General features: G+C 69.7%; 24 protein-coding genes and 1 pseudogene. 15 read left to right on the top strand and 10 right to left on the bottom strand.

All coding sequences use genetic code 11. The features are described from left to right. Positions 1–146 (top strand): annotated as a pseudogene (locus ABZV42_RS34470) (transposase); the annotation flags it as partial. 489 nt (positions 147–635) lie between these two features. Here ABZV42_RS34470 and ABZV42_RS34465 read toward each other — a convergent pair. Then, positions 636–1,085 carry a MarR family transcriptional regulator gene (locus tag ABZV42_RS34465; RefSeq protein ID WP_356055403.1) on the bottom strand — a complete coding sequence of 150 codons (450 nt, stop codon included), beginning with the start codon at positions 1,083–1,085 and terminating at the stop codon, positions 636–638. Between the two features lie 113 nt (positions 1,086–1,198). On the opposite strand from ABZV42_RS34465, the gene ABZV42_RS34460 reads away from it, so the two are divergent. From ABZV42_RS34460 to ABZV42_RS34450, 3 genes are all read left to right on the top strand, one after another. Beyond that, complete coding sequence (locus ABZV42_RS34460; protein ID WP_356055401.1) at positions 1,199–2,752, top strand: MFS transporter; 1,554 nt, start codon at positions 1,199–1,201, stop codon at positions 2,750–2,752. A gap of 42 nt (positions 2,753–2,794) precedes the next feature. Continuing rightward, positions 2,795–3,583 carry a maleylpyruvate isomerase family mycothiol-dependent enzyme gene (locus ABZV42_RS34455; RefSeq protein WP_356055399.1) on the top strand — a complete coding sequence of 263 codons (789 nt, stop codon included), beginning with the start codon at positions 2,795–2,797 and terminating at the stop codon, positions 3,581–3,583. 120 nt (positions 3,584–3,703) lie between these two features. Next, positions 3,704–4,270, top strand: coding sequence for a hypothetical protein (locus ABZV42_RS34450; protein ID WP_356055397.1), 567 nt, complete (start codon positions 3,704–3,706; stop codon positions 4,268–4,270). A 180-nt stretch (positions 4,271–4,450) separates the two neighbouring features. Here ABZV42_RS34450 and ABZV42_RS34445 read toward each other — a convergent pair whose 3' ends face one another. The 3 genes from ABZV42_RS34445 to ABZV42_RS34435 all read right to left on the bottom strand — a co-directional run bounded on the left by ABZV42_RS34445 (position 4,451) and on the right by ABZV42_RS34435 (position 6,967). Further along, positions 4,451–5,683: a low temperature requirement protein A gene (locus ABZV42_RS34445; protein WP_356055395.1), complete on the bottom strand. Its 1,233-nt coding sequence runs from the start codon at positions 5,681–5,683 to the stop codon at positions 4,451–4,453. A gap of 191 nt (positions 5,684–5,874) precedes the next feature. After that, a complete protein-coding gene (locus ABZV42_RS34440) occupies positions 5,875–6,615 on the bottom strand; it encodes a VOC family protein (protein WP_356055393.1) in 741 nt (246 codons plus the stop codon). A 28-nt stretch (positions 6,616–6,643) separates the two neighbouring features. Continuing rightward, on the bottom strand, positions 6,644–6,967 hold the full coding sequence (locus tag ABZV42_RS34435; protein ID WP_355987140.1) for a DUF6191 domain-containing protein: 324 nt from the start codon (positions 6,965–6,967) through the stop codon (positions 6,644–6,646). 334 nt (positions 6,968–7,301) lie between these two features. Between ABZV42_RS34435 and ABZV42_RS34430 the strand changes: the two genes are divergently transcribed. Continuing rightward, complete coding sequence (locus ABZV42_RS34430) at positions 7,302–7,625, top strand: hypothetical protein (protein WP_356055391.1); 324 nt, start codon at positions 7,302–7,304, stop codon at positions 7,623–7,625. Positions 7,626–7,805: 180 nt separating this feature from the next. On the opposite strand, the gene ABZV42_RS34425 is transcribed toward ABZV42_RS34430, so the two are convergent. After that, complete coding sequence (locus ABZV42_RS34425; RefSeq protein ID WP_355987136.1) at positions 7,806–8,663, bottom strand: SDR family NAD(P)-dependent oxidoreductase; 858 nt, start codon at positions 8,661–8,663, stop codon at positions 7,806–7,808. Positions 8,664–8,910: 247 nt separating this feature from the next. On the opposite strand from ABZV42_RS34425, the gene ABZV42_RS34420 reads away from it, so the two are divergent. Further along, positions 8,911–9,771, top strand: a complete 861-nt coding sequence (locus ABZV42_RS34420) for a helix-turn-helix transcriptional regulator (RefSeq protein WP_356055389.1) — start codon at positions 8,911–8,913, stop codon at positions 9,769–9,771. A 39-nt stretch (positions 9,772–9,810) separates the two neighbouring features. Here ABZV42_RS34420 and ABZV42_RS34415 read toward each other — a convergent pair whose 3' ends face one another. After that, the gene (locus ABZV42_RS34415; protein WP_356055407.1) at positions 9,811–10,233 is read right to left on the bottom strand and encodes a GNAT family N-acetyltransferase; all 423 of its coding nucleotides are present in this window, start codon (positions 10,231–10,233) and stop codon (positions 9,811–9,813) included. 239 nt (positions 10,234–10,472) lie between these two features. Here ABZV42_RS34415 and ABZV42_RS34410 point away from each other — a divergent pair, with 239 nt between their 5' ends. From ABZV42_RS34410 to ABZV42_RS34385, 6 genes are all read left to right on the top strand, one after another. Next, the gene (locus ABZV42_RS34410; RefSeq protein WP_356055387.1) at positions 10,473–11,204 is read left to right on the top strand and encodes an SCO2525 family SAM-dependent methyltransferase; all 732 of its coding nucleotides are present in this window, start codon (positions 10,473–10,475) and stop codon (positions 11,202–11,204) included. A gap of 69 nt (positions 11,205–11,273) precedes the next feature. Continuing rightward, the gene (locus ABZV42_RS34405) at positions 11,274–13,118 is read left to right on the top strand and encodes an SCO2524 family protein (RefSeq protein WP_356055385.1); all 1,845 of its coding nucleotides are present in this window, start codon (positions 11,274–11,276) and stop codon (positions 13,116–13,118) included. A gap of 2 nt (positions 13,119–13,120) precedes the next feature. Continuing rightward, on the top strand, positions 13,121–14,041 hold the full coding sequence (locus tag ABZV42_RS34400; protein WP_355987163.1) for an SCO2523 family variant P-loop protein: 921 nt from the start codon (positions 13,121–13,123) through the stop codon (positions 14,039–14,041). Beyond that, positions 14,038–15,024 carry an SCO2522 family protein gene (locus ABZV42_RS34395; RefSeq protein WP_356055383.1) on the top strand — a complete coding sequence of 329 codons (987 nt, stop codon included), beginning with the start codon at positions 14,038–14,040 and terminating at the stop codon, positions 15,022–15,024. Before ABZV42_RS34400 ends, ABZV42_RS34395 begins: the two co-directional genes overlap by 4 nt. After that, entirely contained in the window at positions 15,024–15,989 is a 966-nt protein-coding gene (locus tag ABZV42_RS34390) for an SCO2521 family protein (protein ID WP_356055381.1), read from the top strand. Before ABZV42_RS34395 ends, ABZV42_RS34390 begins: the two co-directional genes overlap by 1 nt. 42 nt (positions 15,990–16,031) lie before the next feature. Next, entirely contained in the window at positions 16,032–17,009 is a 978-nt protein-coding gene (locus ABZV42_RS34385; protein WP_355987122.1) for a hypothetical protein, read from the top strand. Between the two features lie 37 nt (positions 17,010–17,046). Here the strand turns inward: ABZV42_RS34385 and ABZV42_RS34380 are convergent, their stop codons facing one another. Beyond that, entirely contained in the window at positions 17,047–17,439 is a 393-nt protein-coding gene (locus tag ABZV42_RS34380) for a helix-turn-helix domain-containing protein (protein ID WP_355987120.1), read from the bottom strand. 146 nt (positions 17,440–17,585) lie between these two features. On the opposite strand from ABZV42_RS34380, the gene ABZV42_RS34375 reads away from it, so the two are divergent. Further along, complete coding sequence (locus ABZV42_RS34375; RefSeq protein WP_355987118.1) at positions 17,586–18,431, top strand: NAD(P)H-binding protein; 846 nt, start codon at positions 17,586–17,588, stop codon at positions 18,429–18,431. Positions 18,432–18,534: 103 nt separating this feature from the next. Beyond that, positions 18,535–19,161, top strand: coding sequence for an alpha-ketoglutarate-dependent dioxygenase AlkB (locus ABZV42_RS34370; protein ID WP_356055379.1), 627 nt, complete (start codon positions 18,535–18,537; stop codon positions 19,159–19,161). Between the two features lie 42 nt (positions 19,162–19,203). Here the strand turns inward: ABZV42_RS34370 and ABZV42_RS34365 are convergent, their stop codons facing one another. Continuing rightward, positions 19,204–19,827: a hypothetical protein gene (locus tag ABZV42_RS34365; protein ID WP_356055378.1), complete on the bottom strand. Its 624-nt coding sequence runs from the start codon at positions 19,825–19,827 to the stop codon at positions 19,204–19,206. A 438-nt stretch (positions 19,828–20,265) separates the two neighbouring features. Continuing rightward, complete coding sequence (locus tag ABZV42_RS34360) at positions 20,266–20,991, bottom strand: siderophore-interacting protein (protein ID WP_355987112.1); 726 nt, start codon at positions 20,989–20,991, stop codon at positions 20,266–20,268. Positions 20,992–21,126: 135 nt separating this feature from the next. Here ABZV42_RS34360 and ABZV42_RS34355 point away from each other — a divergent pair, with 135 nt between their 5' ends. After that, complete coding sequence (locus ABZV42_RS34355) at positions 21,127–21,798, top strand: GNAT family N-acetyltransferase (protein ID WP_355987110.1); 672 nt, start codon at positions 21,127–21,129, stop codon at positions 21,796–21,798. Between the two features lie 91 nt (positions 21,799–21,889). Here the strand turns inward: ABZV42_RS34355 and ABZV42_RS34350 are convergent, their stop codons facing one another. Continuing rightward, complete coding sequence (locus tag ABZV42_RS34350; RefSeq protein WP_355987108.1) at positions 21,890–23,206, bottom strand: cytochrome P450; 1,317 nt, start codon at positions 23,204–23,206, stop codon at positions 21,890–21,892. Positions 23,207–23,225 lie beyond the last annotated feature (19 nt).

Here is a 23,225-nt window from a genome sequence, read left to right as displayed (position 1 = left end):
CTGCTGCGCAAGGAGTACGACAGCCACATCCGCCGGTACCTGTGGGGCGGACACTTCTGGTCCGGCTCGTACTTCGCCGGAAGTTGCGGCGGGGCCCCCTGACCGTCGTGAAGCAGTACATCGAGAACCAGAACCGCCCCACATGACGGGCCGAGGTGAACACTGCGGACCCGTGCTCACCTGCGGATCAGAGCAGTTCTGAGATGACCTTCACCCCCGACGTAAACGCCGGAGCACTGGCCAAGATCAAAGGTAGACACCGTCGTCGGCCATTCGGGCCAGAATGGGACGGCTCCCTGAGATGCGATCCGGGTGGAAGTGCATCGTCACCCGCAAGTCGGAGGGAAGCGGCTCGCCCCTGGACGAATCCGCGACATGGCGCATCGCCCTGTCCTGAAGTGGAACGGCGGTGTCGGCGGCCATGCGAGGAGTCTGCACGGACCGCTGCCGTCGATGCACTCCGATTTACCGGCAGGGCCGGAGGGGGGTTCGGGCAACGTGCCGGCGGCCGCCGGATCTCCCGGAGCGGCCGACAGGGTCGGGATGGCGACGGAATGTGGTCCGGACCGTGTGTGGGGGAGTGGCCGGAGCTCAGTACGGGAAGCGCGTCACGGTGCCGGTGCCCTCGGGCGTGTTCAGGCGCTCGGCCGGAGAGTGGCGGGTCGTGGGGTGAAGGCGCGTTCCAGGAGGGTGTGGAGGGTGTCCCGGTCCTCCTGGCTGAGCCTGTCCAGGCCGGCGCGCGTGGTGTCCATCTTCCCGCGGATCACGTCGATCACGCGTTCACCCTCGGTGGTGAGCACGACGTTCTTGACGCGACGGTCGGTCGGGCTGGGCTCGCGTCGCACCAGGTCGCGCTTCTCCAGCCGGTCGACGATGCCCGTCATGTTGGAGGCGTCGCAGGTCAGGATGGTGGCGAGGGCGCGCATCGCGGCCGGGCCCCGGCGCAGCACGTTCAGTGTCTTGCCCTGGCTGGCCGTGAGGTTCTCGCTCGCCGCGGCCGCCGTGAAGTCACCGTAGTAGGCCCCGAGCGACACAGACAGGAGCTCCATGAGCTGGTCCGTGTCCACACCGCTGGTCCCTGTCATGTGAGTCACTCTACGCCAGGAAGTTTGACCATCTCAAATATTGACGGCTACGGTCAGCTATTGCTTGAAGTTCTCAAGCATCGAGGTTGTTAAGTAGTTAGGGCAGACTTTCCGTGTCTCACACACAGCAGGCGACGTCGTCGAGATCCTCCGGGAACACCAGGATCGTCCTGGTGCTCGGGCTCGCCGCCATGGTCGTCTCGATGATGCAGACCCTGGTCGTCCCGATCCTGGGCATGATCCAGAGCGACCTGAAGGCCAGCACGGCGAACGTCAGCTGGGTGACCACCGCCACGCTGCTGTCCGCCGCCGTCTTCACCCCGCTGCTCGGCCGCTTCGGTGACCAGCACGGCAAGAAGCCCACGCTCGTCGGTGTACTGGTCGTGATGATCGCCGGGTCGGTGCTCGCCGCCACCACCACCTCGCTGACCTGGCTGATCGTCGGACGCGTCATGCAGGGCGCGGCCACCGCGATCTTCCCGCTGGCCCTCTCCGTCCTGCGTGAGGAGATCGCGCCGGAGAAGCTGCACGGAGCGATGGCCCTGGTCAGCGGCACGCTCGCGTTCGGCAGCGGGCTCGCCCTGGTCGGTGCGGGGCTCCTCACCCAGGGTTCCCACCCCGACTACCACCGGCCCTTCTGGCTGGCGGTCGTGCTCGCCGTCGTGGCCCTGGTGGGCGTGCTGATCACCGTGCCCACCTCCCGGACGAAGACCGGCGGCCGGACGGACTGGCTGGGTGCGCTGACCCTCGGGCTGCTGCTGGTGCTCCTCCTGCTGCCCATCTCGCAGGGGCACGAGTGGGGCTGGACGTCCGCCCGTACCCTCGGCACGTTCGCCGGTGCCGTCGTCATGGCGGGTGTGTGGGTGTTCACCGAGAACCGGGTCAAGGAACCGATGGTGGACATGAAGATGTTCACCCACCGGCCCGTGCTCTTCACCAACCTGGCGGGACTGCTGCTGGGATTCGCGATGTTCACCCAGTTCATCGGCGTCTCGTACCTGGTGCAGATGCCGGAACACCTGGTCGGCTACGGCTTCGGCGCCTCCGTGCTCGCCGCCTCCGTCGTCTACCTGCTGCCGACCACGCTCGTCTCCCTGGTGGGCGCCCAGTTCGGCGGGGTGCTGGTGCGCAGGCTCGGCGCACGCTTCACGCTGGCCGCCGGGGCCTGCTTCGGAGTGCTCGGCTTCGCCTGGCTGACCGCCGCCCACGACACCAGCGCCTCCGTCATCAGCGCGGGCATGCTCATCGGTCTGGCGATCAGCTTCGGCTACGCCTCCATGCCCGCTCTCATCGTCGCCGGCGTCCCGGCGCACCAGACCGGCATCGCCAACGGCATCAACTCCATCTCCCGCTCCGTCGGCAGCGCCGTCGCGAGCGCGGTCATCACCTCGCTCCTGGCGTCGAAGTCCGTACCCCTGCCGGCCGGGATGCCCGCCCTGCCCCAGGAGAGCCAGTTCACGTTGAGTTTCGCCATAGCCGGAGGCGCGTTCGTCCTGGTCGTCGTCGTCGCCCTCCTCGGACTCAAGGCGGCGCACTCGCCTCGCGCCTCCGTGGTCCGTAAGGCCGCCGCACCTGAGGCTGTCGCACCTGAGGCCGCCGCACCCGAGGCTGTCGCACCCGAGGCCGCGGAGCTCGCGGCCGCCGGGTCCGAGGCCAAGTCTGTGTGACCGGGCCCGTCCCTCCCCTCGTAGAAAGGCATCCCCAAGATGATGTCCTCGGACAGTCAGGACCGTGGAACGGCTCCGGTCGACCACCGCAAGGCGATCGCGGTGGAGAGCGCACGATTCGTCGCGGCGCTCGAGAACGCCGATCCGACCACCGCGGTTCCGAGTTGCCCCGGCTGGACGCTGGCGGACCTGGTCAGGCACACCGGCAGTGTCCAGCGCTGGTTCTCGGTCCTCCTGCACGCCCGCGTCCAGGAACCCCCGCGAACCCGTGACGTTGACCTGCGGCTTCCTGACTCCTGGGACGGCTACGCCGACTGGCTGGCCGAGAGCGCCACGGTGGCGGCCGAGGCCTTCGCGGCCACCGACCCGGACCTTCCCATGTGGGCCTGGGGCGTCGACCAGCATGCCCGCTTCTGGGCGCGCCGGATGCTCTTCGAGACCCTGCTGCACCGGGTCGACGCCGAGGTGGCGCTCGGCCTGCGGCCCACAATCGACCGCGCGTCGGCGGTCGACGGCGTCGACGAGTTCCTCGTCAACCTGCCGTTCGCGACCCCCTTCGCGCCCGGAGTCGCCAACCTGCGCGGTCCTGACAGGACCATCCGCTTCCGGGCGACCGACGGTGACGGCGACTGGCTGGTCCGGCTGCGGCCCGAGGGCTTCGGACTCGACGCGTCCGGCGCGGCGGCCGGATCTGCCGACGCGACCGTCCGGGCAACGGCGGCCGACCTGTTGCTCCTGGTCTACGGCCGGCTCCAGCGCGGCGCGGAGGCCGTCGAGCGCGACGGCGACGAGGAGCTGCTCACTCTCTGGTTCGACAACTCGGCCTTCTGAAAGCCCAGTTCGGCCGGGCAGCCAGCAAGACCCGTTTTCGGGGCGGTCCGTACAACCAAAACCTTGACCGTCATGTCGTACATGGCACGGAACCGAGAGGCGCGAGCCCAAGGGGGAACCATGCGTGCGAGACGATCCATGGCGGTGCTGGCCGCCCTGACGACGGTTGGTGTGGGCGTGGTCGTGGCCACGCCCGCACCGGCGGGTGCGGCCACGACGGCGGTGACGTGCCCGACCGGCTGGGGCAGCCTCGCGAAGACGGCGACGGACGCCGACGACGGGTCGCTGACCGACATCAGGACCGGCCGGAACGACTGCTACGACCGGATGGTCCTCGACGTGCCCACCGCCGGCACCACGGGGATCGGGTACACCGTGCACTACGTCGACGCCTTCTACCAGGACCCGTCCGGCGTGCGCATACCGGTCTCCGGCGGGGCGATCATCGAGATCCTGGTGTCCGCTCCCTCGTACGATCCGGAGACGAACGCCGCGACCTACCCGGGCCGGGGCGGCCAGCCGCTTCCGGGCGTCGACCTGACCGGCTACCGGACCTTCCGGGACGCCAGGTTCGGAGCCAGCTTCGAGGGAGTCACACAGGTGGGACTCGGGGTACGGGCCCGGCTGCCGTTCCGGGTGTTCCAGCTCTCCGGACGCCTGGTGATCGACGTCGCGCACACCTGGTGAGTCGCGCACCCGATGAGAAGTCCCCGGTGGCCGTATCGGGCCGGATGAAGTGACGCGGGAGGCGCGGCGGTCGTCGCCCTCCCGTTTCCGGCTGCCGCTCTCCCGCGTCCGGCCGTCGCTCTCCCGTATCAGGCTGCCGTTCTTCCGTGTCCGGCTGCCCACGGCCCTGAACTCCTGGGCTCATGACCCCGGTCGGGCCGCCGGCTCAACAGGCCTGGGGCGCCGGCTCTCGTAGAACGTCGGCCACAGCGTGACCGCCACGAGCAGCCACACCACGGCCACGGTCCCGAGCCCGGCACCGAACCCCGCGATCAGCAGGGGCAGCGCGCAGCACGGCAGAACGACGGACAGCAACCAGCGACGTACGACGTCGGGCTGTCGCAGCGCAGCGATTCCGGTGAGCAGGAAGTACCCGGCCAGGGACGAGCACAGCAGCCAGCGCGTGCTCTCGGGCAGCGTGTCCAGGTGTTCCGCCGCCGCGCCCAGCCCGGCCGCGAGAGCCGCCAGGCAGCCGGACACGAAGCAGTGCAACGGAAGCGCCGCACGGGCAGGCAGGGATCGCGCGGTGAGATACGGAACTCCCGCGTAGCCGTGCCGGAACGACAACGACCACAGGGCGACCAGAAGGAAGAACGCGGCGCTTGCGAGGCCGTAGAGCCGTCGGTCCCAGGTGGCGTCGGACGCGGCCTCGATCATCTGGGCGACACCCTCGCCGAGCACGATGATGACGAACAGGCCGAGCCGTTCGCTCAGGTGGTCTGCATCGGGCGCCGCCCCCGACATCGGCAGCATCCCGTCGCGACGCCGGGAGCGCGTGTCCTCGCGCTGGTCGTGGGATCTCCGGCTCTCGTCGTGGGCCCTCCGGCTCTCGATGACATCGCGCGCGGAGACGGTGAAGGTCACGTACAGGTCGAGGGCGATTCCCAGGGCCCAGAGCCAGTAGCGGGCGGGCTCGTGCGCCCACAGGGAGACGATCCACGGGATGACGCCGAGCGACATCTGGGCGGCGGGCCAGTCGACGAGGATCTCCCGGCGATGCCGCCAGGCTCCGTTGGCCAGTATCCGGATCAGGATGTAGGCGAGCGCCAGAGCCCTGGCCTGACCGTCCTCGCCCGCGTGGACGCCGGGCACGGCGGCCGCCATGACGGCCATGCCGAACATCGCGGCCAGCACCGTGCGGGCGCGCGTGCGTTCGCCCGCCACGTTCCCGTACAGCGTGAAGCAGATCCACGCGGTCCAGAACGCCAGGAACAGCAGCACGTACAGCCCGAGATCGGCGGCGCCGGGCTCACCGTGCAGCAGATGAGCGATCTGGGCCACGCCGGCCACGGCGACCAGGTCGAAGAACAGCTCCAGCCATGTGGCATGCCGGTCCTCTGCCGACGCGGGAATCGCGGGCGACACGTCGTTCACACCAGCCCCTGCGCTCTCACCCAGACAGCGGGGCGCTTCCCCGGCCGTACGACGTGCCGGCGCCGTCCGTCCGACGAGGTCCGCGTCGTGTCGAGGAGCCGCCGACATGAACCGCCAACACTAGCCAAGCGGCGTCGGGCGGCCTCGCTGCCACCGCCGTCGGTGGTCCGTGGCGTCGCCGTCCCGCCGCGTCAGGACACGGCGAGGACGCAGAACTCGTGGCCCTCCGGGTCGGTCAGGCATGTCCACGGCGCGTCGCCCTGGCCGATGTCGAGGTCGGTGGCGCCGAGGGCCCGCAGCCGGGCCACCTCCGCCTCCTTGTCGTCGCCGGGATACGGCAACAGGTCGATGTGGACGCGGTCGGGCACGTTCTTCACGCCGGGCGTGCGAAGGAATTCGAGATACGGGCCGACACCCTTGGCGGACCTCAGCGTCGCGTGATCGTCGGCCACCTCGTGCACGGTCCAGTCCATCGCGTCGCCCCAGAACCGCGCCATGGCCCTCGGATCCACGCAGTCGACCACCACCGCGGCGATCGGCCCCGTGTCCCGGTAGATCTCGCGGGGCTCCAGCACACAGAACTCGTTGCCCTCCGGGTCGGCGAGGACCGTCCACGGCACCTCGCCCTGGCCAACGTCGACGGGCGTGGCGCCGATCGTCGTCAGGCGCTCGACCAGCTCCGTCTGATGGGCCGCGGACGTGGTGGCGAGATCGAGGTGCACCCGGTTCTTCGTCGTCGTCCCGCGCTCCGGCACCGGAACGACGTCGATGCCGAGGACCACCGGGTCCGGCCAGACGGGGCCGCCGGGAGGCCCGACGTAGGTCGTCACGCCTGGGCTGTAAGCACTCCAGCCGAGCGCCTGTGCCCAGAACAGGCCGACCGCCGAGCTGTCGAGAGCCTTGATGTTCACGTGAGCAGGTCGCAGCGCCATGCCGGCGATCCTATGCAGCGGAGTGGGCCTACCGCCGGGTGGCGCCCGGCATCCGGACGATGGCGGTTCCACCGTCCAGATCCACCGTCGTCCGGTTCGGCGGAGCTCCGTCCTCCTCGTCGTCGCGCAGCAGCAGGGCCGACTGGCGTTCCTTCAGCTCGGTCTGCTTGCCGGGCGAGAGACTTGCGTGCAGCTGCTCGAACCCGGTCGCCGAAATCTGACCCTGACGTGCCGAGTTGCGCCAGGGCAGGACGCCGGCCCTGCTCGCGCGCAGCAGAAGCTGATCGACGAACGACAGCGCGGTCAGCAGGATGACCAGTCCGGGCAAGGTCATGAAGACGAGGAACGCCATGCCCCCAGTATCGCGGCGGCACCGCACGGAGTCACGGCCGGGCTGACGCAGCTCGCGTCTCGAAGCTCATGTCTCCGAGCTCGTGTCTCCGAGCTTCTGTCACGAGGCGAGCCGGGGAGAGTGTCAGGTCCATCATGCCTGCTCGTGGGGCGTTCGCGGTAGGACGGAGCGCACGTCCGTTCGGCCTTGGCACAGGTGCCGGTCTGCCCGCAGACTCGTCGTCATCCACTCACCGGCGTGCGTGCCGGCACCCAATTCGGGCTGCCGGCACGTTCGTTGTGCTGTCCCGTCGCGCGACGGGACGGGCCGGGGGTGGTGGAGCGATGGGGGATCGATGAATCAGGACATGGTCATGCGGGCGAGGGTCATGCTGCTGAGCACCAACATGCGGGTGGTGCGTGGCGTCCAGGGGCTGTGGATCTACCGGACCCTGACACCGGTCGAGCCGGAGGTGTACGGGTCGAAGCTGGCGTACGTCCTGGTGGAGGCGAGCGCATCGCCCCTGGTGCGGGACCTGCCCGAGCGGCGCAGGGCTCTGCTGGACGAGGCGGTGGCGGTGGCGACGGCCCTGAGTCCCGCGAACCCCTTCCGGGACAAGGTGCTGGCGAAGGCGCTGGCCGCCAGGCGGCGCGAAGCCGAGGGCCGTTCGGCGTCGTAGCGCGGAGGCCTGAGCCCTGACGGGGCATCGGCACAGGCGTCGCCGCCGGTCCGGCCGACGCGGCGTCGCCTGTGCCGGGCTTGCGTTCCGCCGCCCGGCAGGGGCGGCGGGGTGCGCGGTCCACGGCCGGCGGCGGCGAAACGGTGCTCGCGTTCGGCGGGCACCTCCGTTCCGGCGACCTCACCGTCCCACCCCCGTCAGCGCGACGGTTGCCTGCCACAGTTCTTCGGCCGTCGCCTCGTCCAGGCCTGCCCTGCCCGGATTTCGTACGATCGGATGGCCCTTGATGCTGCCGGGCCCAGCGGGGCCGACGTAGGCGTTGCCGGGTACGTCCTGCGTCGCGGCGAACAGGATGGACAGGGCTCCGCGTTCGGGGGAGTTGAGCAGGAAGGACAGGCGGTTGACGGCGTTGGCCCGCGAGTGGGCGGCCAGGGTCGTCGTCGCGATGCCGGGGTGGGCGAGCACCGACCGCACGCGGCTGCCGGAGGCGGTCAGCCGTCGCTGCAACGCCAGGGAGAACAGCACGGTCGCCCGCTTGGAGTCCCGGTAGGCGTTCATGCCGTCGTACTCGCGCGAGCGCCAGTCCAGGTCGTCCACGTTCAGTCTGGACTGGCGGTGTAGCTGGCTGGTGACCGTGACCACGCGGTCCGTCAGGTGTGGCAGAAGCAGATTCGTCAGCACGAACGGGCCCGTGTAGTTCGTCGCGGTCTGTACGTCCAGACCGTCCGCGGTCCGCGCCGCCGGGATGTCCATCACCCCGGCGTTGTTGACGAGGATGTCCAGGGGGCCGGTCCACTGCCGCGCGAAGCGGCGCACCGATCCCAGGTCGGCGACGTCGAGCTCCCGGACGTCGAACTCGTCGGGCATCCGGGAGACTGCCCGGCGGCCCTTCTCCGTGTCGCGCACGGCCAGTACGACACGGGCTCCGGCGCGAGCGAGCTCGCGCGCGGTGATGAGTCCGAGCCCGCTGCCGGCTCCGGTGACGATCACGGTCCTGCCTGTCATCACCGGCATGTCGGCGGCTGTCCACTTGGTCACGGGAATCCTCTTCTCTGCCGGCTGTTCGCTGTCCAGCGTTGGGTGCCGGCCGGCGTCGCGGACGGCACCGCGCCGTTCCACCGCATCCACTGCATCGCACCCGGCGACACCGAGGAAGGACTCCCTCAACCACTGACTCGCAGTCCGTGGATACGTACTCCGACGGCTGCGAAACTGGAGCACGGGCGAGGACGGAACGGGCGAAGACGGTTCCGCGCACGACGTGGACGATCTCCTGGAGGCAGCCATGGAACGGTCAGTGGACCGGGCCGCGCTGGGCGCCTTCCTGCGGGCCCGCCGGGAAGCACTGCAACCGGAGGACGTGGGACTGCGGCGTGGTCCGCGCCGTCGTACCCCGGGTCTGCGGCGGGAGGAGGTGGCGGAGCTGTGTGACATGTCCTCCGACTACTTCGCCCGTCTGGAGCGCGGCGACGGACCCCAGCCCTCGCAGCCGATGGCCGCGGCCGTCGCCCGCGGGCTGCGCCTGACACCGGACGAACGTGACCACCTGTTCCTGCTGTGCGGACATCGCACACCGCGACGGCGGCTGCGGAGCGAACACATCAATCCCGGGCTGATGCGGGTGCTGGACCGGCTGCGGGACACCCCGGCCCAGGTGATGGGGCCCCTCGGTGAGACGTTGGTGCAGACGCCACCCGCCGTGGCCCTGCTCGGCGAGCAGACCCGTTACAGCGGGGAGGCCCGAAGCGCCCCTTACCGCTGGTTCACCGATCCGGCCGAGCGCGGCCGCTACCTCCCAGACGACCACGAACGCAACGGCCGGGTGAACGTCACGCTCCTGCGGGCGGCCGCCACGAGGGAGGGCCCCCGGTCGCAGGCCGCCCACCTCGTTCAGAGCCTGCTGCACAGCAGCGCGGAGTTCGCGTCGCTGTGGGACCAGCAGGAGGTCGGCCTGCACTGGAACGACGCCAAACGGTTCGTCCATCCGGAGGTCGGGCGTATCGATCTGTTCTGTCAGAACCTGCTGGACCCCGACCAGTCACAGTCCCTGCTCATCTTCACCGCGACCCCAGGCACGGAGAGCCACGACAAACTGGCCCTGCTGAACGTTCTCGGCACGGACAGCTTGTCCGTACCGGGCAGTTGATCGCGCGCCCCGGCACCGCACGGGATCCGGGGCCCTCGTTCAGCCGGTCATGGTCAACGTCATGAGGAGGCGGTCGGCACCGGGGCCGAAGTGGTCGGGGCGAGTGCCCGCGGGGTCACGGACGAACCCCAGGGACTGGTAGAGAGCTATGGCGTGGTCGTTGGCCGGCTCCACCCAGAGAAGGACGGTCCCCGTCCCCGCGGCACGCAGCGACTTGAGGCTTTCCCGCATCAACTGCCGCCCCACCCCCATGCCTTGCTCGGCCGGATTGACCGCGAGGCTGACGATCCAGCTCTGCCCCTTGTTCGGTGGTGTGGCCAGCACGTATCCGCAGACGTGGCCGTCGTCGCCCTCCGCCACGAGCAGCTGGTCCGGGAACATGTCCATGAACTGGCGCATGAGGGAAAAGGGGAACGGGTCGGCGGGAAAGGCTTCATGATCTAGATCAATCAGTTCGGACAAGTCTTGATCGCCGGCCTTGCCGACCCGGACGACCGAAGAGTGAAGTGCTGGCATCGGACCAGAATCGCCCCACCACTCGGACTGTTCAAGTCTTCGGCCCGAGTGTCGGGGATCGTATGCGCCCGTGCGCCCCTCATGCCTCCTTCATCGGCAGAGGATTCCGAAGGAGAGGAAGTCGGGGATCGGCGGCATTGATACCGTGGGGCATGCCTTTGGGATCACCGGGAAAACAGGCGCAGTTGAACGCGGACGCGCCGTGGGACGCCTTCGACCCCGCACAATACGTCCAGAACAACTACCGCACGGTGCTTTCCGTGGACGAGGCGATCATGTCGATCGTACGCGCTCACTTCAGCGATCATTTTCATGGTGCCGCCGCTCGACCGGTGCGGGGTATCGACGTGGGAGCCGGCGCCAATCTCTATCCGGCCCTGTCGATGCTCCCGTGGTGCGACGAGATCACCCTGCTGGACAAGGCGCGGCCCAATCTGCGGTACCTGCGGCGGCAGATCGCCCGGCACGACGGCAGTTGGGACGACTTCTGGCGGAAGCTGTGCCAGGACGACGCGTACGCCTCGATGCCCGGCGGCCCCTGGCAGCGGCTGGGTGACGTCGCGCGGGTCGAACAGGGCGATGTCCTGAGGCCCGTCGAGCGACGGGAGCAGTGGCAGATCGGCACCATGTTCTTCGTCGCCGAGTCCATCTCCACCTCGCCCGACGAATTCCACCGCGCCGTCGAGCACTTTCTGGACTCTCTTGTTCCGGGAGCGCCTTTCGCCGCTGCCTTCATGGAGAACTCCGAGGGGTATCGGGTGGGGGACACGTGGTTTCCCGCATGCGAGGTGAAAGAAGCGGAAATCAGTGCCAGTATCAAACGTCTGACCGAGCATGTGCGGACCCACCGGATCGGGAGCCCGGGGGAGGTGCGTCCCGGCTATACGTCCATGATCCTCGCTTGCGGTTTCCGGTGAGCGAACGGCTCTCGGACCGCGTGTCCGAGGCGGTGCGGCAGGGCGACGTTCTGTGAGGGGGAGCGCGGAATGCAGATCAAGCCACGCCAGCATCTGCTGGACATGTGGCAGGCGTGGGCTCGCCATTCCTTCGCGCAAGGAGTCTGGTCCTGGGGCGAGCAGAGTGATCTCAGCAGTGTTGCCGACGCGGAAAGGCTGCTGTGCCTGCTGTATCCCGCGACGGAGATCCAGGCGTTCCGCCTCGATGATCCGAACACCACCCAGCGGGATGTGACCAAGGCGCTGCGTGACGTGGGGGACTCCACCGACATTCCCTCACGGCTCATCGAGATCCTGGGTGAGTTCATGAAAAGGCACCACGACGGTGAATTTCCCACCTTCGCGGGCGGCCACTACTTCTCCGCCGCCGACCCCGAACAGGAACTCTCCAAAGAGCAGCGGGAGTTCGACGTGGTCGACTCCTACTCCATGTCCGTGAGCCTGTGCCTGGCCACTCTCGGGTTCCTCCAGGTGTACCGGAACAGGACGAACCGCGCCTCCGCCGCCGACCGCATCGAACAGCTGCGGAAGGACACCGGCGAACGGCTGACCGCCGCGATGGTGGGCCTGCTCCGCTCCTTCGCCGTCGACGTCGTCGAGATCTCGTCCGACCAAGGACACGCGCTCGCGCGCCTGCTCGGCCAGGGCCGGCTGTCCGACCGTCAGGTCGTGCAGCGGTTCCAGCACCGGTTCAAATCGCTGCGCGCCCTGATCACCGACAGCCTGGCTCTCGGCCTCGACACCGACGTCTGCGACGAACTGCGCAACGAGAACCGTCTGTTCGAGTGCGGCTGGGCGTGGGGCGTGGTCAAGAACGCCCCCGCGGTCGCCACCGGGGCCGATCCCGGGGGCCGGGGGCAGCCCGACGGCGTCGCGCACCCGGTTCCCGGCCTCCACTTCACCGTCGTCGCCCTCGACGGCATCATCGATCTCCTCTCCGAGCGCACGCTCACCCTCGGCCTGCTCGACGCCGAACAGCAGCATCTGGCCTCGGCTCTGAGGCTGCGCTTCGAGATCACCCAGCAGTACTGGTCGGGGGTCGCCCGCTTCGACGAGGACGCCTGGCCCCTGGAGGAAATCCCCTGGCGCACCACGCCCCGGCAACTCGAGTCGGAGTACTTCTCCCTCACGATCGTCTCCGTCCTGGTCCACGACCTGATGCGCCGAAGAGCTACCGAGCACGACGTCACCCGGATCGTCGCCGTCATGGAACGCCTCGCCGAACGGGCCAGGATCACCGGCCGGCCCCTGCGCGACGACCCGGCCGTCGCCCTGCACGGTCCGGGGATCGCCATGCCTCTGCTGGGCAGTGACGAACCGGGCCCGGCCATGACATGGGTGATGAACGACTTCTCCACCCAACTGCTCAAGCGTGCCGTCCAGCTCTCTTCCCTGTCGACCAGCCTCAATTCCCAGGACCGACTCCTGCAACTGGCCGAGAGTGTCCTCGACCACGTGTGGCGGCGCCGCATCACGGACGGCGCGGGCGTCGGCCTCTGGGACGACGTGCGGGCCGTCCACCCCGAGTCGCCGGCCCCCGTGACGGCGCCGTCCTGGAGCATCACCGAGCGGGTGGCCGAATGCATGGTCGCCGCCCACGGGCTCTACGACCATCCTCCGATCCGGAGCGCAGAACTGTCCGCGGCGGCGAGAGCGGCGATCGGCGAAGCCGCCCATCTGCTGGGCCGGGAGCAGAAGGACCACCCCGCACCGCCCTCCGGGACCCAGCAGGGAGAATGGATCAAGGGCGTCGAGGCGGATCTCCGCCGGGCCCGGGAGCTGATCGACCGTCGCCCCGGGACCTCGCTCGCCCTGGCGCTCGGCGTCCTCGAACGACTGGACGCCCTCGCCCGCGTCACGGACGGGGAGGAATGACCGTGCTCGTCTTCGCCGCCTCGGACAAAGGAGGGACCGGCCGCTCCGTCACCAGCGCCAATCTCGCCTACCGCGCCGCCCTGGACGGGGCGGACGTCTGCTTCCTGGATTTCGACTTCGGTTCACCCACCGCCACCGCCGTGTTCGACCTGCCCGCCACCGACCTGGACGTCCACGGCACCGGCCTGCACTCCTGTCTCCAGGGCAGGATCGGCGCACCTCACCGCATCGATGTCTGGACCCGCACCGAACACCCCGACCTGCGCGACCGACCCAGCGGCTCCGGCAGGCTCGTCCTGCTCCCGGGCGACCGCTCCGGAGGCGAGTTCGTCACCGGCGACGAGCAGCTCCACCGCTGCGTCGACCTCGTACAGCGCCTCAAGCGGGAATTCGAGACGATCGTCGTCGACCTCAGCGCCGGGCGCAGTTACGCGATGGACCTCGTCCTCGCGGCCACCGCGCCCGGTGGCGGGCTCGACAGGCTCAAGCACCGCTGGCTCGTATTCCACCGCTGGACCCACCAGCATGTGAGGGCGGCCGCCGAACTCACCTTCGGCGAACGCGGAATCGTCCGGGCCGGCGAGGCGCTGGGACACAGCCGCGAGGAGCTGCGCGGCTCCATTCGCTTCGTCCGGGCCGCCGTACCCGATCTCGCCTCACCTCCGTGGGACCAGGTGACCCCCGCCCGGTACGCGTGGATGCGGCAGTGCGACCAGGGACTCGAGGAACTCGCCGCCGGCCTGGGCATCGGCGGGCGACGGGTGCTGGCGTCGATTCCGCTGGAACCCGTACTCCAATGGCAGGAACGCCTCATCACCGACGCGGACGTGTTCGGCCGCGGGATCGCCGACAACGAAACCCGGTTGTCCTTGGACGAACTCGCCCGGCGGCTCTACGACGACAGCCACTGGGGGGAGCCGTGAACCAGCCCACGCCGGTCTTCCGGGAGACCAGCGCCGAACCCCCCACGGAGTCCGTCCCGTACTCCCATCTCTCCCTGGAACTGGGGCACTTGTACATGGAGGACTTCACCGAAGGGGCCGACCGCCTGCGCCGGCACTTCGCGACGGCGAGACCCTGGGCGGACGCCGTCCGCACGAGTACCGCGGCGCGACTCGCGAACGGCAGGGCCCGGATCAGCACCTGCTTCCTCATCGACGACTACTTCTCCCGGCAGTCCACCCCCGCCCGGCTGATCCCCCCACTGCTCGGCGCCGCCGCCGACGCGGGTCTGACCATCGACTACCTCGCCCGCGAATCCGGATGCGCGGTCGCACCCGGCACCGACCGTGCGGAGCTGAGGCTCGCCGAGTCCGTTCTGCACCGACTGGTCGAGTCCCCTCCGCCCGGCAGCAGCGGGTTCCGGCCGCCCGTCAGCCGTACGGGGTGGCTCAGCAACGGCCGCCGAGCACCGGCCCAACGCACCTCCGCCGCACTGGACTCGGCGGGAGCGACCTGGCAGCCACCGAGCGAGACCACCGCACGCGGCCACTCCGTCTTCATGGACGTCGAGCTGTGGAGCGGCCCGGAGGAGCAACGGACCTGGTCCTGTGCCTTCCTCGCCTCCGTCTGGCAGTTGGTCCGGCTGGGACTCCTGCGCGACAACGGCCGCGCGGTCTTCGCCCCAACTCCCTGGGACGACAAGGAGTTCCCCACGGAATGGGACGAACTGCCGCCCGTCGTGCGGTTGAATCCCCAGGCCGAACCCTTCACCGCGTACTCCACCAGCAGCGTGCTCCCCACCCGGTTCCTCCCCGTGGAACACGCCGTACGCGTCGTCCTGGAGCAGGTCCACGTGGAGGCCGGCACGCTGGCTCAGGCGCTGGAGCGTTCGGCCAAGGAGGGATTCCCCGTGCCCGCCGACATCGCCGACCGCACGTCCTACGTCTTTCCACCGGGCCTGTGATGAGTGGCCCCGCCGGGCACGCGCCCCCCGTTCTCGCCTGCGGCGAGGTACGCACCTGCATGCTGCCCAGCCGCGAGGCGCTGGACGAGCGGGCGGCCACGCGTGTGCTGGACCTGAGGGCCGACGAACGGGTCCGGGTCTCCCGGCGCCCGAACCGCCTGGTGGTCTCGCCCGACATCCTCACCGGTGTGGACTGCGGACTGCCCACCGCCACGGGCGCCCGCGTGCGCGGTGTGGGTACGGTGACCACCCGAGCGACGCTCGTGGAGGGCCGGGTCCTGCAGTCCACGGCCTCCTTCTCGCTCCCCGCCTCCGGAACCGACAGACGGCAGGCCTGGGGCTACTACCTGGCGCGGCCCGGAACCCTGGTCGCTGTCGGACGGCTCCCCGGGAACCCCGTCGCCGAGGGCTTTCTCGGCGGACCACGGCCAGGCCTCCTGGACGTCGGATCGATCGCCGAAAGCATGCTGGCGAGGGTCACCCGGCACCACACCCTCGACCACGACGCACCTCTCAACGCCGCCGACACCACGCTGCGTTGGACCGCGACACCGTCCGCCGCCGGTGAGGAACCCTCGTCCCTGTTCACCATGGCCGAAGACGGGTTGCGGACCCTGCGACTGCGCCTGCCGCACGGGACACCGCTCATCGAGGCCACCGGACTCTGCGAGGATCTGGCCCTGCACGACTGGCTCCTGACGACCGTCGCGGACAAACTCGACGGCCTGAGGGCCGGTTCGGACGACGTCCGCAGGACGGTGAAGGTGGTGCGCCCACTCGTCGACCATCTGCTGCACCTGTGGATGCCCCGGGCCCGACTCGGCCCGACCCTTCACACCACGTGGAACGATCTGGAGCGGAGGCCGGGCTACAGCAGACAGTGGAACGCTCTGACACAGCGGATACGGGACCAACTCGCCCTCCACGCGATTCAGTTGCCCCAGGAGGTGCCGAGCCTGCGCTGATCGGGCACCATCCTGGAGACACCTGGCGGGGGAGAGACAGGAATGCGCGGAGCATCGGGGACACCGGGGCCGGCGGGCGGCGGCATGCGCATAGCGCCCATCGTGCTCAAGACACTGGTCACCGTCGTCGTCAGCACCATCGCGTACGTGCTCACCAACCTGGTGCACCAGTCAGGGGACGAGCTGTGGAAGATCGCGGTGTCCGTCGTCATCGGCGGATCCGCCCTCATCATCCAGTACATGGTCGACTTCGAGCAGCGGTTGGGGGACATGGAGACGGGCCAGCGGGAGCGGGGCCGGGAGCAGCAGGAACACTTCATGCAGCTCAGCGAGGCGGCCGGGCTGCTGCGGGAGCTGGACCAGGCGGGAATGAGCGCCGGTGACGCGACCCGCCTGATCAAGAGCCTGAGCCGGGTGGGGCAGCAAGGCCCGGAGATCGTGAAGGCGTTCGCCAGGGCCGAGACGGAGAGCCTGGCCTTCGTCGTCACCGACCTGACCGGCATGACCGCCCAATGGCCCCGTGACAACACCGAATGGCTCATCAGACTCACCGAATGCGCGCGCCGCACGATCGACGCCACGAGCAGTTCCGTCGACCAGCCCTTCTGGGACACGGACTCGGCGAAGCCGTATCTGGACGCCCAGATCGAGGCGATGCGGGTCCGCGACGTGACCATCCGACGGCTCTTCATGATCAAGGAAGCCGAGCGGAACGACCCCGACTTCATGACCCGGTTCCTCAAACTCTGCGAGGAACAGCGGGGGTTCAGCATCGACGTGCGGTACCGGGTCCTCTCCTCCAACGGCTCCCCGGGGCGGCGGAACCGCAGGGCGGCGGCGGCACGAGACGTGGTCATCTTCGACAGCGAACTGTGCCTGGAGTTCGACCCGGACCGGCAGGAGGGCAACGTGAAGACCCGTCTCGACGCGGACGGCCGGCGTGTCGACGGAGAGGTGAGAACCTTCAACGAACTCTGGGCGACGGCGACGGATCCGCCCGCGCAGGCGGACCCCTCATGAGGCTCGACGGCGCCAGCTGTTCTGTTCCGCCGATGCGCTAGCGGGGCGGATCGGTGTCGTAGTCGTGCCGGGCCTTCTCGACCTTGTCCAGGTTGGCGGCAGCCCATCCGGTGAGGTGGGCGAAGAGCGGGGCCAGGCTGCGGCCCAGCTCGGTGATCTCGTACTCGACCCGAGGGGGTACTTCCGGGTGGTACGTACGGATGACCATGCCGTCGCGTTCCAGCTGCCTCAGCCGCTGGGTCAGCACCTTCGGCGTGATCGAGCCGATGCGTCGTTCCAGTTCGACGAAACGCAGGCGGCCATGCGTGTGGAGGGTCCACAGGATCGGCGTCGTCCAGCGGCTGAACACGATGTCCACGACCGCACTGGTGGGACAGGCGAGTTCGGGTTCGGTCGCGGAGTCCGCCACCCGTTCGGTGTTGCCGGCCACATGCACCCCTTGGGATAGCCACTTTCCTCTAGGTACCTACTATATCGGCGGTGTTAGCGTCCCCGTGTCGCCAGGAGAGCAGCTCTCCGCGACGGTCCCGCCCGACCGGGCGCGACAACCATGCTGAATAGACACGGGAGTTGTTCATGTTCGTAGTCACGGGGGCGACAGGCAACGTCGGCCGATCGCTCGTCCGGGTTCTCGCGGCAACCGGTGCGCGGGTCACCGCGACCTCGCGCGGGATCTCGGACGCCGACGTGCCGGAGGGCGTCGACCACGCTCGGGCGGACCTGGCCGACGCTGAGAGCCTTCGGCCCGTATTCGAAGGCGCGGACGCGCTGTTCCTCCAGAACGGGGGTGCCGGCGCGCACCTGCTCAGCCCGCGGGACATCCTCGACGTCGCCAAGGCGGGCGGCGTCGGACGAGTCGTCCTGTTGTCCTCCCAGGGAGTCGCGACCCGGCCCGGGTCGGCCTCGCACGGGGACACGGCGCGCGCCATCGAGGACGCCGTCCGGCAATCAGGCATGACCTGGACGATCCTGCGGCCCGGAGGCTTCGACTCCAACGCGTACGCCTGGGCCGAGTCGGTCCGCGCCGACAGGACCGCCGCCGCACCGTTCGCCGACATCGGCCTGCCGACGGTCGACCCCGACGACATCGCCGAGGTCGCGGCCGTGACGCTGCGGGAGGACGGCCACGCCGGAGGGGTCTACGAGCTGACCGGGCCCGCGCTCAGCACGCCCCGCCGGCGGGCCGAGGTGATCGCCGACGCCCTCGGCGAACCCGTCCGGTTCATCGAGCAGACCCGCGACGAGGCCCGGGAACAGATGCTGCGGTTCATGCCCGAGCCTGTCGTCGACACCACGCTGAACATCCTCGGCGCCCCCACCCCCGCCGAGCTCCGCATCAGCCCGGATGTCGAGCGGCTCCTCGGCCGGGCGCCCCGCACCTTCGCCGACTGGGCCCAGCGCAACATCGCCGCGTTCCGGTAGGACCTCCGACCGGCGGGGTGGCCCTCTCGCCGCCGTTGGCTCCGTGGACCACCCGCTCCGGCGTCGACGGCCGATTGTCAGTGGGGCTGGCTACTCTTCGGGCATGACTGAGGGTCCTGGGCAACTGTCGTTCGACGGGGATGACGAGGCGGCTTCCGCGGCCGTTCCGGGGTTGCGCTACATCGCCGACTGGCTCGACCCCGACGCGTGCCAGGAGATGCTTGCGCGGATCGAGGGCGGGGCTTGGTCGACGGAGCTCAGACGGCGGGTCCAGCACTACGGTCACCGGTACGACTACGGTCGGCGCTCCGTGGCGGCGGGCTCCCGGGCGGAGGCCGACGCCCCGGCACTGCCGTCGTGGGCGCTTCGGCAGGCCGCGCGGATGGCAGGGGAGGGGATCATGGATCGGCGGGCGGACCAGGTCATCGTCAACGAGTACGAGCCGGGTCAGGGCATCAGCGCTCACGTCGACTGCGTGCCCTGTTTCGGGCCCGTCGTCGCCGCGATATCCCTCGGCTCCGGCTGCGTCATGGACTTCACCCACCCCGGGGACGGGAAGAAGACCGGAGTCCATCTCGCTCCCGGCAGTCTGTGCGTGATGACCGGGCCGGCCCGATACGACTGGCGCCATGGCATCGCCGCTCGCAAGAGTGACCCGGCAGGTGGGGGCCGGATGCCCCGAGGCAGACGGGTCTCGGTGACGTTCCGGACCGTCCTCGGATCTGCCTGACGACGGCCCTGGCTCTCGCATGGCCGGGTCGGCCGCGCGGGGTCAGATGCCCCGCGCGTCGGCCAGGACGGCGGCCTGTTCCAGCATGCGGGTCGGTTCGCGGCCGTTGCCCCAGGCGTCGTTGAAGGACGGTACGGACTCGACGTCCGGGCCGAACCGTCTGCGGATCGCCTCCAGCAGCACTGTCATGGCCTGTGCCTCGAGATGGCGGTCGCCACTCGACTCCATCCGGATCGCGCCCTGCGAACACAGGTGGCCGTCCTCGTCGGTCAGGCCTCCCGCACACCAGCCGTCCGTCCGCAGCCGCAGCGACGCCCGGTGCAGGAGGGCGGCGATGGGCGTGACGCGCGGGGCCGGTCCCGGGGGAGCGGTGGGGACCGGTGCGGTGGGAGCCGGAGGAGCTCCGATCCGGGTCCAGTCGACCGGTGGCGTCCCGATGTGTGCCGTGTTGACCTCGTAGGCGACGGCCGCCAGTGCGAGACGGGCGTCCATCTCCCCTTTGACCGCCTCCAGGCGGGCGTCCAGACCATCGCCGGGGAGCCGCTCTGGCTTCGCGACGGCAGGTGGGGCGACACCGGCGGACTCGCATGCTGCTTGTTCGGCAGCGGCAGCGGCAGCGACGGCGACGGCGACAGGAACGGTGACGGGCGGCGTGAGGGACTGCATGAATGATGGATTCCTGGCGCGCCCCGCGTTCAGCGCCGCCGAATGGGCGGTACTGGGCGCGGGGTGGCCGGGACGGTGTGCGGGTGGCCGGTTTGGTGTTCGGTGCGGACAGGACGCTGTTCAGGGCGGACGGGCGGCCCGCCACTGGCCGCCGCGAGGCCGGTCGCCGCACCCAGGTCGGCAGACACCGGCGGCTCGGTCACCGCCCTCGGTTCGGTCTTCGGCCCTGGCTGGGTCACCGCCCCTGGCTGGGGTGCCGCCCCCGGCCGAGTCACCGCCCCTGCCGGTCACCGCCCCTGCCGGTCACCGCCCCCTGGGTGCCGCTCTCGGCTGGGGCACCTCCCCCTGCTTCGGCGCCGTCCGGGTTCGGTCGCCACCCCCGGCTGGGGCGCCGCCTCCTGCTTCGGAGCCGTCCCGGCTCACTCACCGCACCGCCGGTTACACCGCCCGCCAGTACCCGAGTGCGTTGACCCGCTGTCTGGGGACGGACAGCTCCTTGCGGACATGCGCCGACAGCGCGCGCGTGGTCGTCGTGTCGCACGCGATCCACACATAGGGCTGCGGGCTCTCCTTCAGGAGCTGGGGCAGGGCCGCCTTGACCTCTTCGACCAGATGACGCCCGGAGTCCAGACGCTCCACCTGCCGGACGTCGTGGTGCGCGGTGGCACGGCTGGGCAGGCCCTCCAGGCTGCCCTCGAACCAGATCGTCGCGGGGACCTGGCCCAGCGTCGCCAGCAGGGAGTTCAGCGCCGGCAGGGAGGCCGGGTCGGCCACGGCGAAGACGTGCGAGGGCGCGGGTTCGGGGTGCTCGAAACCCGTGCCCTGGACCGTCGCCTCGATGCTGTCCCCAGGATTCGCCGCCCGGGCCCAGTCGCTCGCGCGGCCCTCGTGCAGGGCGAACTCCAGGCTGAAGGTGCCCGCCTCGGGATTCGGGTCGACCAGGGTGTACGCCCGCTGGTGAGGCCTGCCCGCGTTGTCGAACCACAGCCGCACCCACATCGTCGGGTGGACGCCGGTCACCGCCAGCATGCCCCCGTCGGTGAAGTGCAGTCGGCGGTACTCGGGCGTGACGTCCTCGGAGCCCGTCACGGTGAAGACGTAGTCCTTCGCGCGCAGCAGTTTGAGAACCGCGCCTTCCCAACCCCGCGCCTGGGCCTGCCCCATCAGCTCTTCACCTCTCGCTACGACTTCCCGTTGATCTAGTTAGGTGAGCCTAACCTAATATGGCTGTCGTGACGCACAGAAAGGTCACAGGGATACGCCGGCGCGCGACCGCGACCGGCTGAACGAGGGAGACCGATGTCCGCCACATACGCCACGCGTGCAGCCCTGCACGAGCAGTTCGTCGACGGCTACGGGACCGTCCGGGTCCTGCCCGTGGACGCCGCGCTCGACGGTCCGGTGGTCCATGCCTGGGTGAGCGCGGACCGGGCCGCGTTCTGGGGTATGAGCGATCTGACCGAGGACCAGGTCACCGCGGCGTACGCCCACCTGGAGACGCTGGACACCCATCACGCCTATCTCCTCGTGAAGGACGGAGAGCCGGTGGCGCTGCTCCAGACGTACGAGCCGACGGCCGATCGCGTCGGCGAGTGCTACCCGGTCGAACCCGGTGACATCGGCGTCCACCTGCTGCTCGCGCCGGCCGGACCGGGTGGCGGGCGTTCCGGCTGGACCACGGCGCTGCTGAGCGCGGTGGCGTCGTTCGTACTGCTGGGTCTGGACCGCGAGCGGGTCGTGGTCGACCCGGACGTGCGCAACGAGAGAGCCATCGCCCGCTTCCACCGGCAGGGCTTCACTCCGGGCCCTGTGGTCATGCTGCCGGAGATCGACCTTCCCGACGTCCACCTGCCCGGGAAGCACGCCCGACTCGCCTTCCTCACCCGGGAGACGGTCTTCCCGGCCGCGGGGACGAGAGGCGCCCGCGGGGGAGTGGGCCTGCTCGAGCCGCACCGTGAGAACGGCCACTGATGTCAGGGGTGTCCCACTGCCCGCCCGGGCAGTGGGACACCCCTGAATGGTTTCGTGCGTGCCGCGCGGCGCGGTCCGCGATCCCTCGCCGTCAGGCGAGCGTGACCTCGACCGGCAGCTTCTTGATGCCGTTGACGAAGTTGGAGAGGACGCGGGGCGCGTCGCCGGCCAGCTTGATGTCGGCGATCCTCGGGATCAGCTCCTCGAACATGATGCGGATCTCGGTGCGGGCGAGCAGGTTGCCCAGGCACAGGTGGGGGCTGCCCTTGCCGAAGGTGATGTGGTCGTTGTTCGTGCGCGCGACGTCGAAGTCGTAGGGGTTGCCGAAGACTTCCTCGTCACGGTTGCCCGAGGCGAACCACATGACCACCTTGTCGCCCTCCTTGACCTGCTTGCCGCCGAGTTCGACGTCGCGGGTGGCGGTGCGGCGGAAGTGGTAGACGGGGGAGGCCCAGCGCAGGAACTCCTCGACCGCGCCCGGGATCAGGGACGGGTCGTCCTTGAGGCGGGCGAGCTGCTCGGGGTGCTGGAGGAGGGCCAGCATCGAGTGCGAGATGGTGTGGCGGGTGGTCTCGTTGCCGGCGACGACCAGAAGCAGGAAGTAGTTGTCGAAGTCCTGCGCGGAGAGCGGGATCCCGTCGCGCGGAACGGTGTTGACCAGCTTGGAGACCAGGTCCGTACCGTTGCCGCCGCGTCGCTGCCGGGCCAGTTCGCGCCCGTACTCGAAGACTTCGAGCGAGGCGGGCGAACGGAAGGGCAGGTCGCGGTACTTGTCGCTCTCCGCGCTGTGCAGCAGCACGTCCGCGTAGTCGGGGTCGGTGTTGCCGATGATGCGGTTGCCCCAGTCGATCAGCTGCTGGTTGTCCTCCGGCGGCACGTCGAGGAGGCGGGCGAGGACGTTGATGGGGAAGTCGGCCGAGACGTCGGCCACGAAGTCGAAGGTGCCCTTGGCCAGGGCCGCGTCCAGGGTCTGCGCCGTCAGCCCGCGCAGGAAGTCGCCGTAGCTGTTGATGACGCTCGCGCCGAACTGGCGCTGGATGACGCTGCGCATCGCGCGGTGGCGGACACCGTCGAGCTCCAGGATGGACGCCCGCTTCTTGATCTGGTCGTCGTCGAGCTCTTCGAGGTTGACGAACTTCGAGGAGGTGAACGTCTCCGCGTCGCGGTCCACGGTGGCGATGTCCGCGTGCCGTGTGACCGCCCAGAAACCGGAGTTGGGGGCTTCCTCGGGCTGCCAGTGCACCGGGTCCTCGTGGCGCAGTGTGTGGAACATGCGCCACGGCTTGATGCCGTCGGCGAAGTTGTCGAGGTTCGCGAGGTCGACCTCTTCGAGCGGCAGCGGCTCGGCGAGGGCGGCGCGCAGTTCGGCCTGGGTGGTGGGCGTGGCGGGAACGGTGGGGCTGGTCATGGCGGTTCTCCTGGGCGGG

The organism is Streptomyces sp. NPDC005281 (assembly GCF_040607495.1).
Lineage (GTDB): Bacteria > Actinomycetota > Actinomycetes > Streptomycetales > Streptomycetaceae > Streptomyces.
The sequence above is the reverse complement of the archived record's forward strand: the minus strand, read 5'-3'. Positions and strand labels throughout refer to the sequence as shown.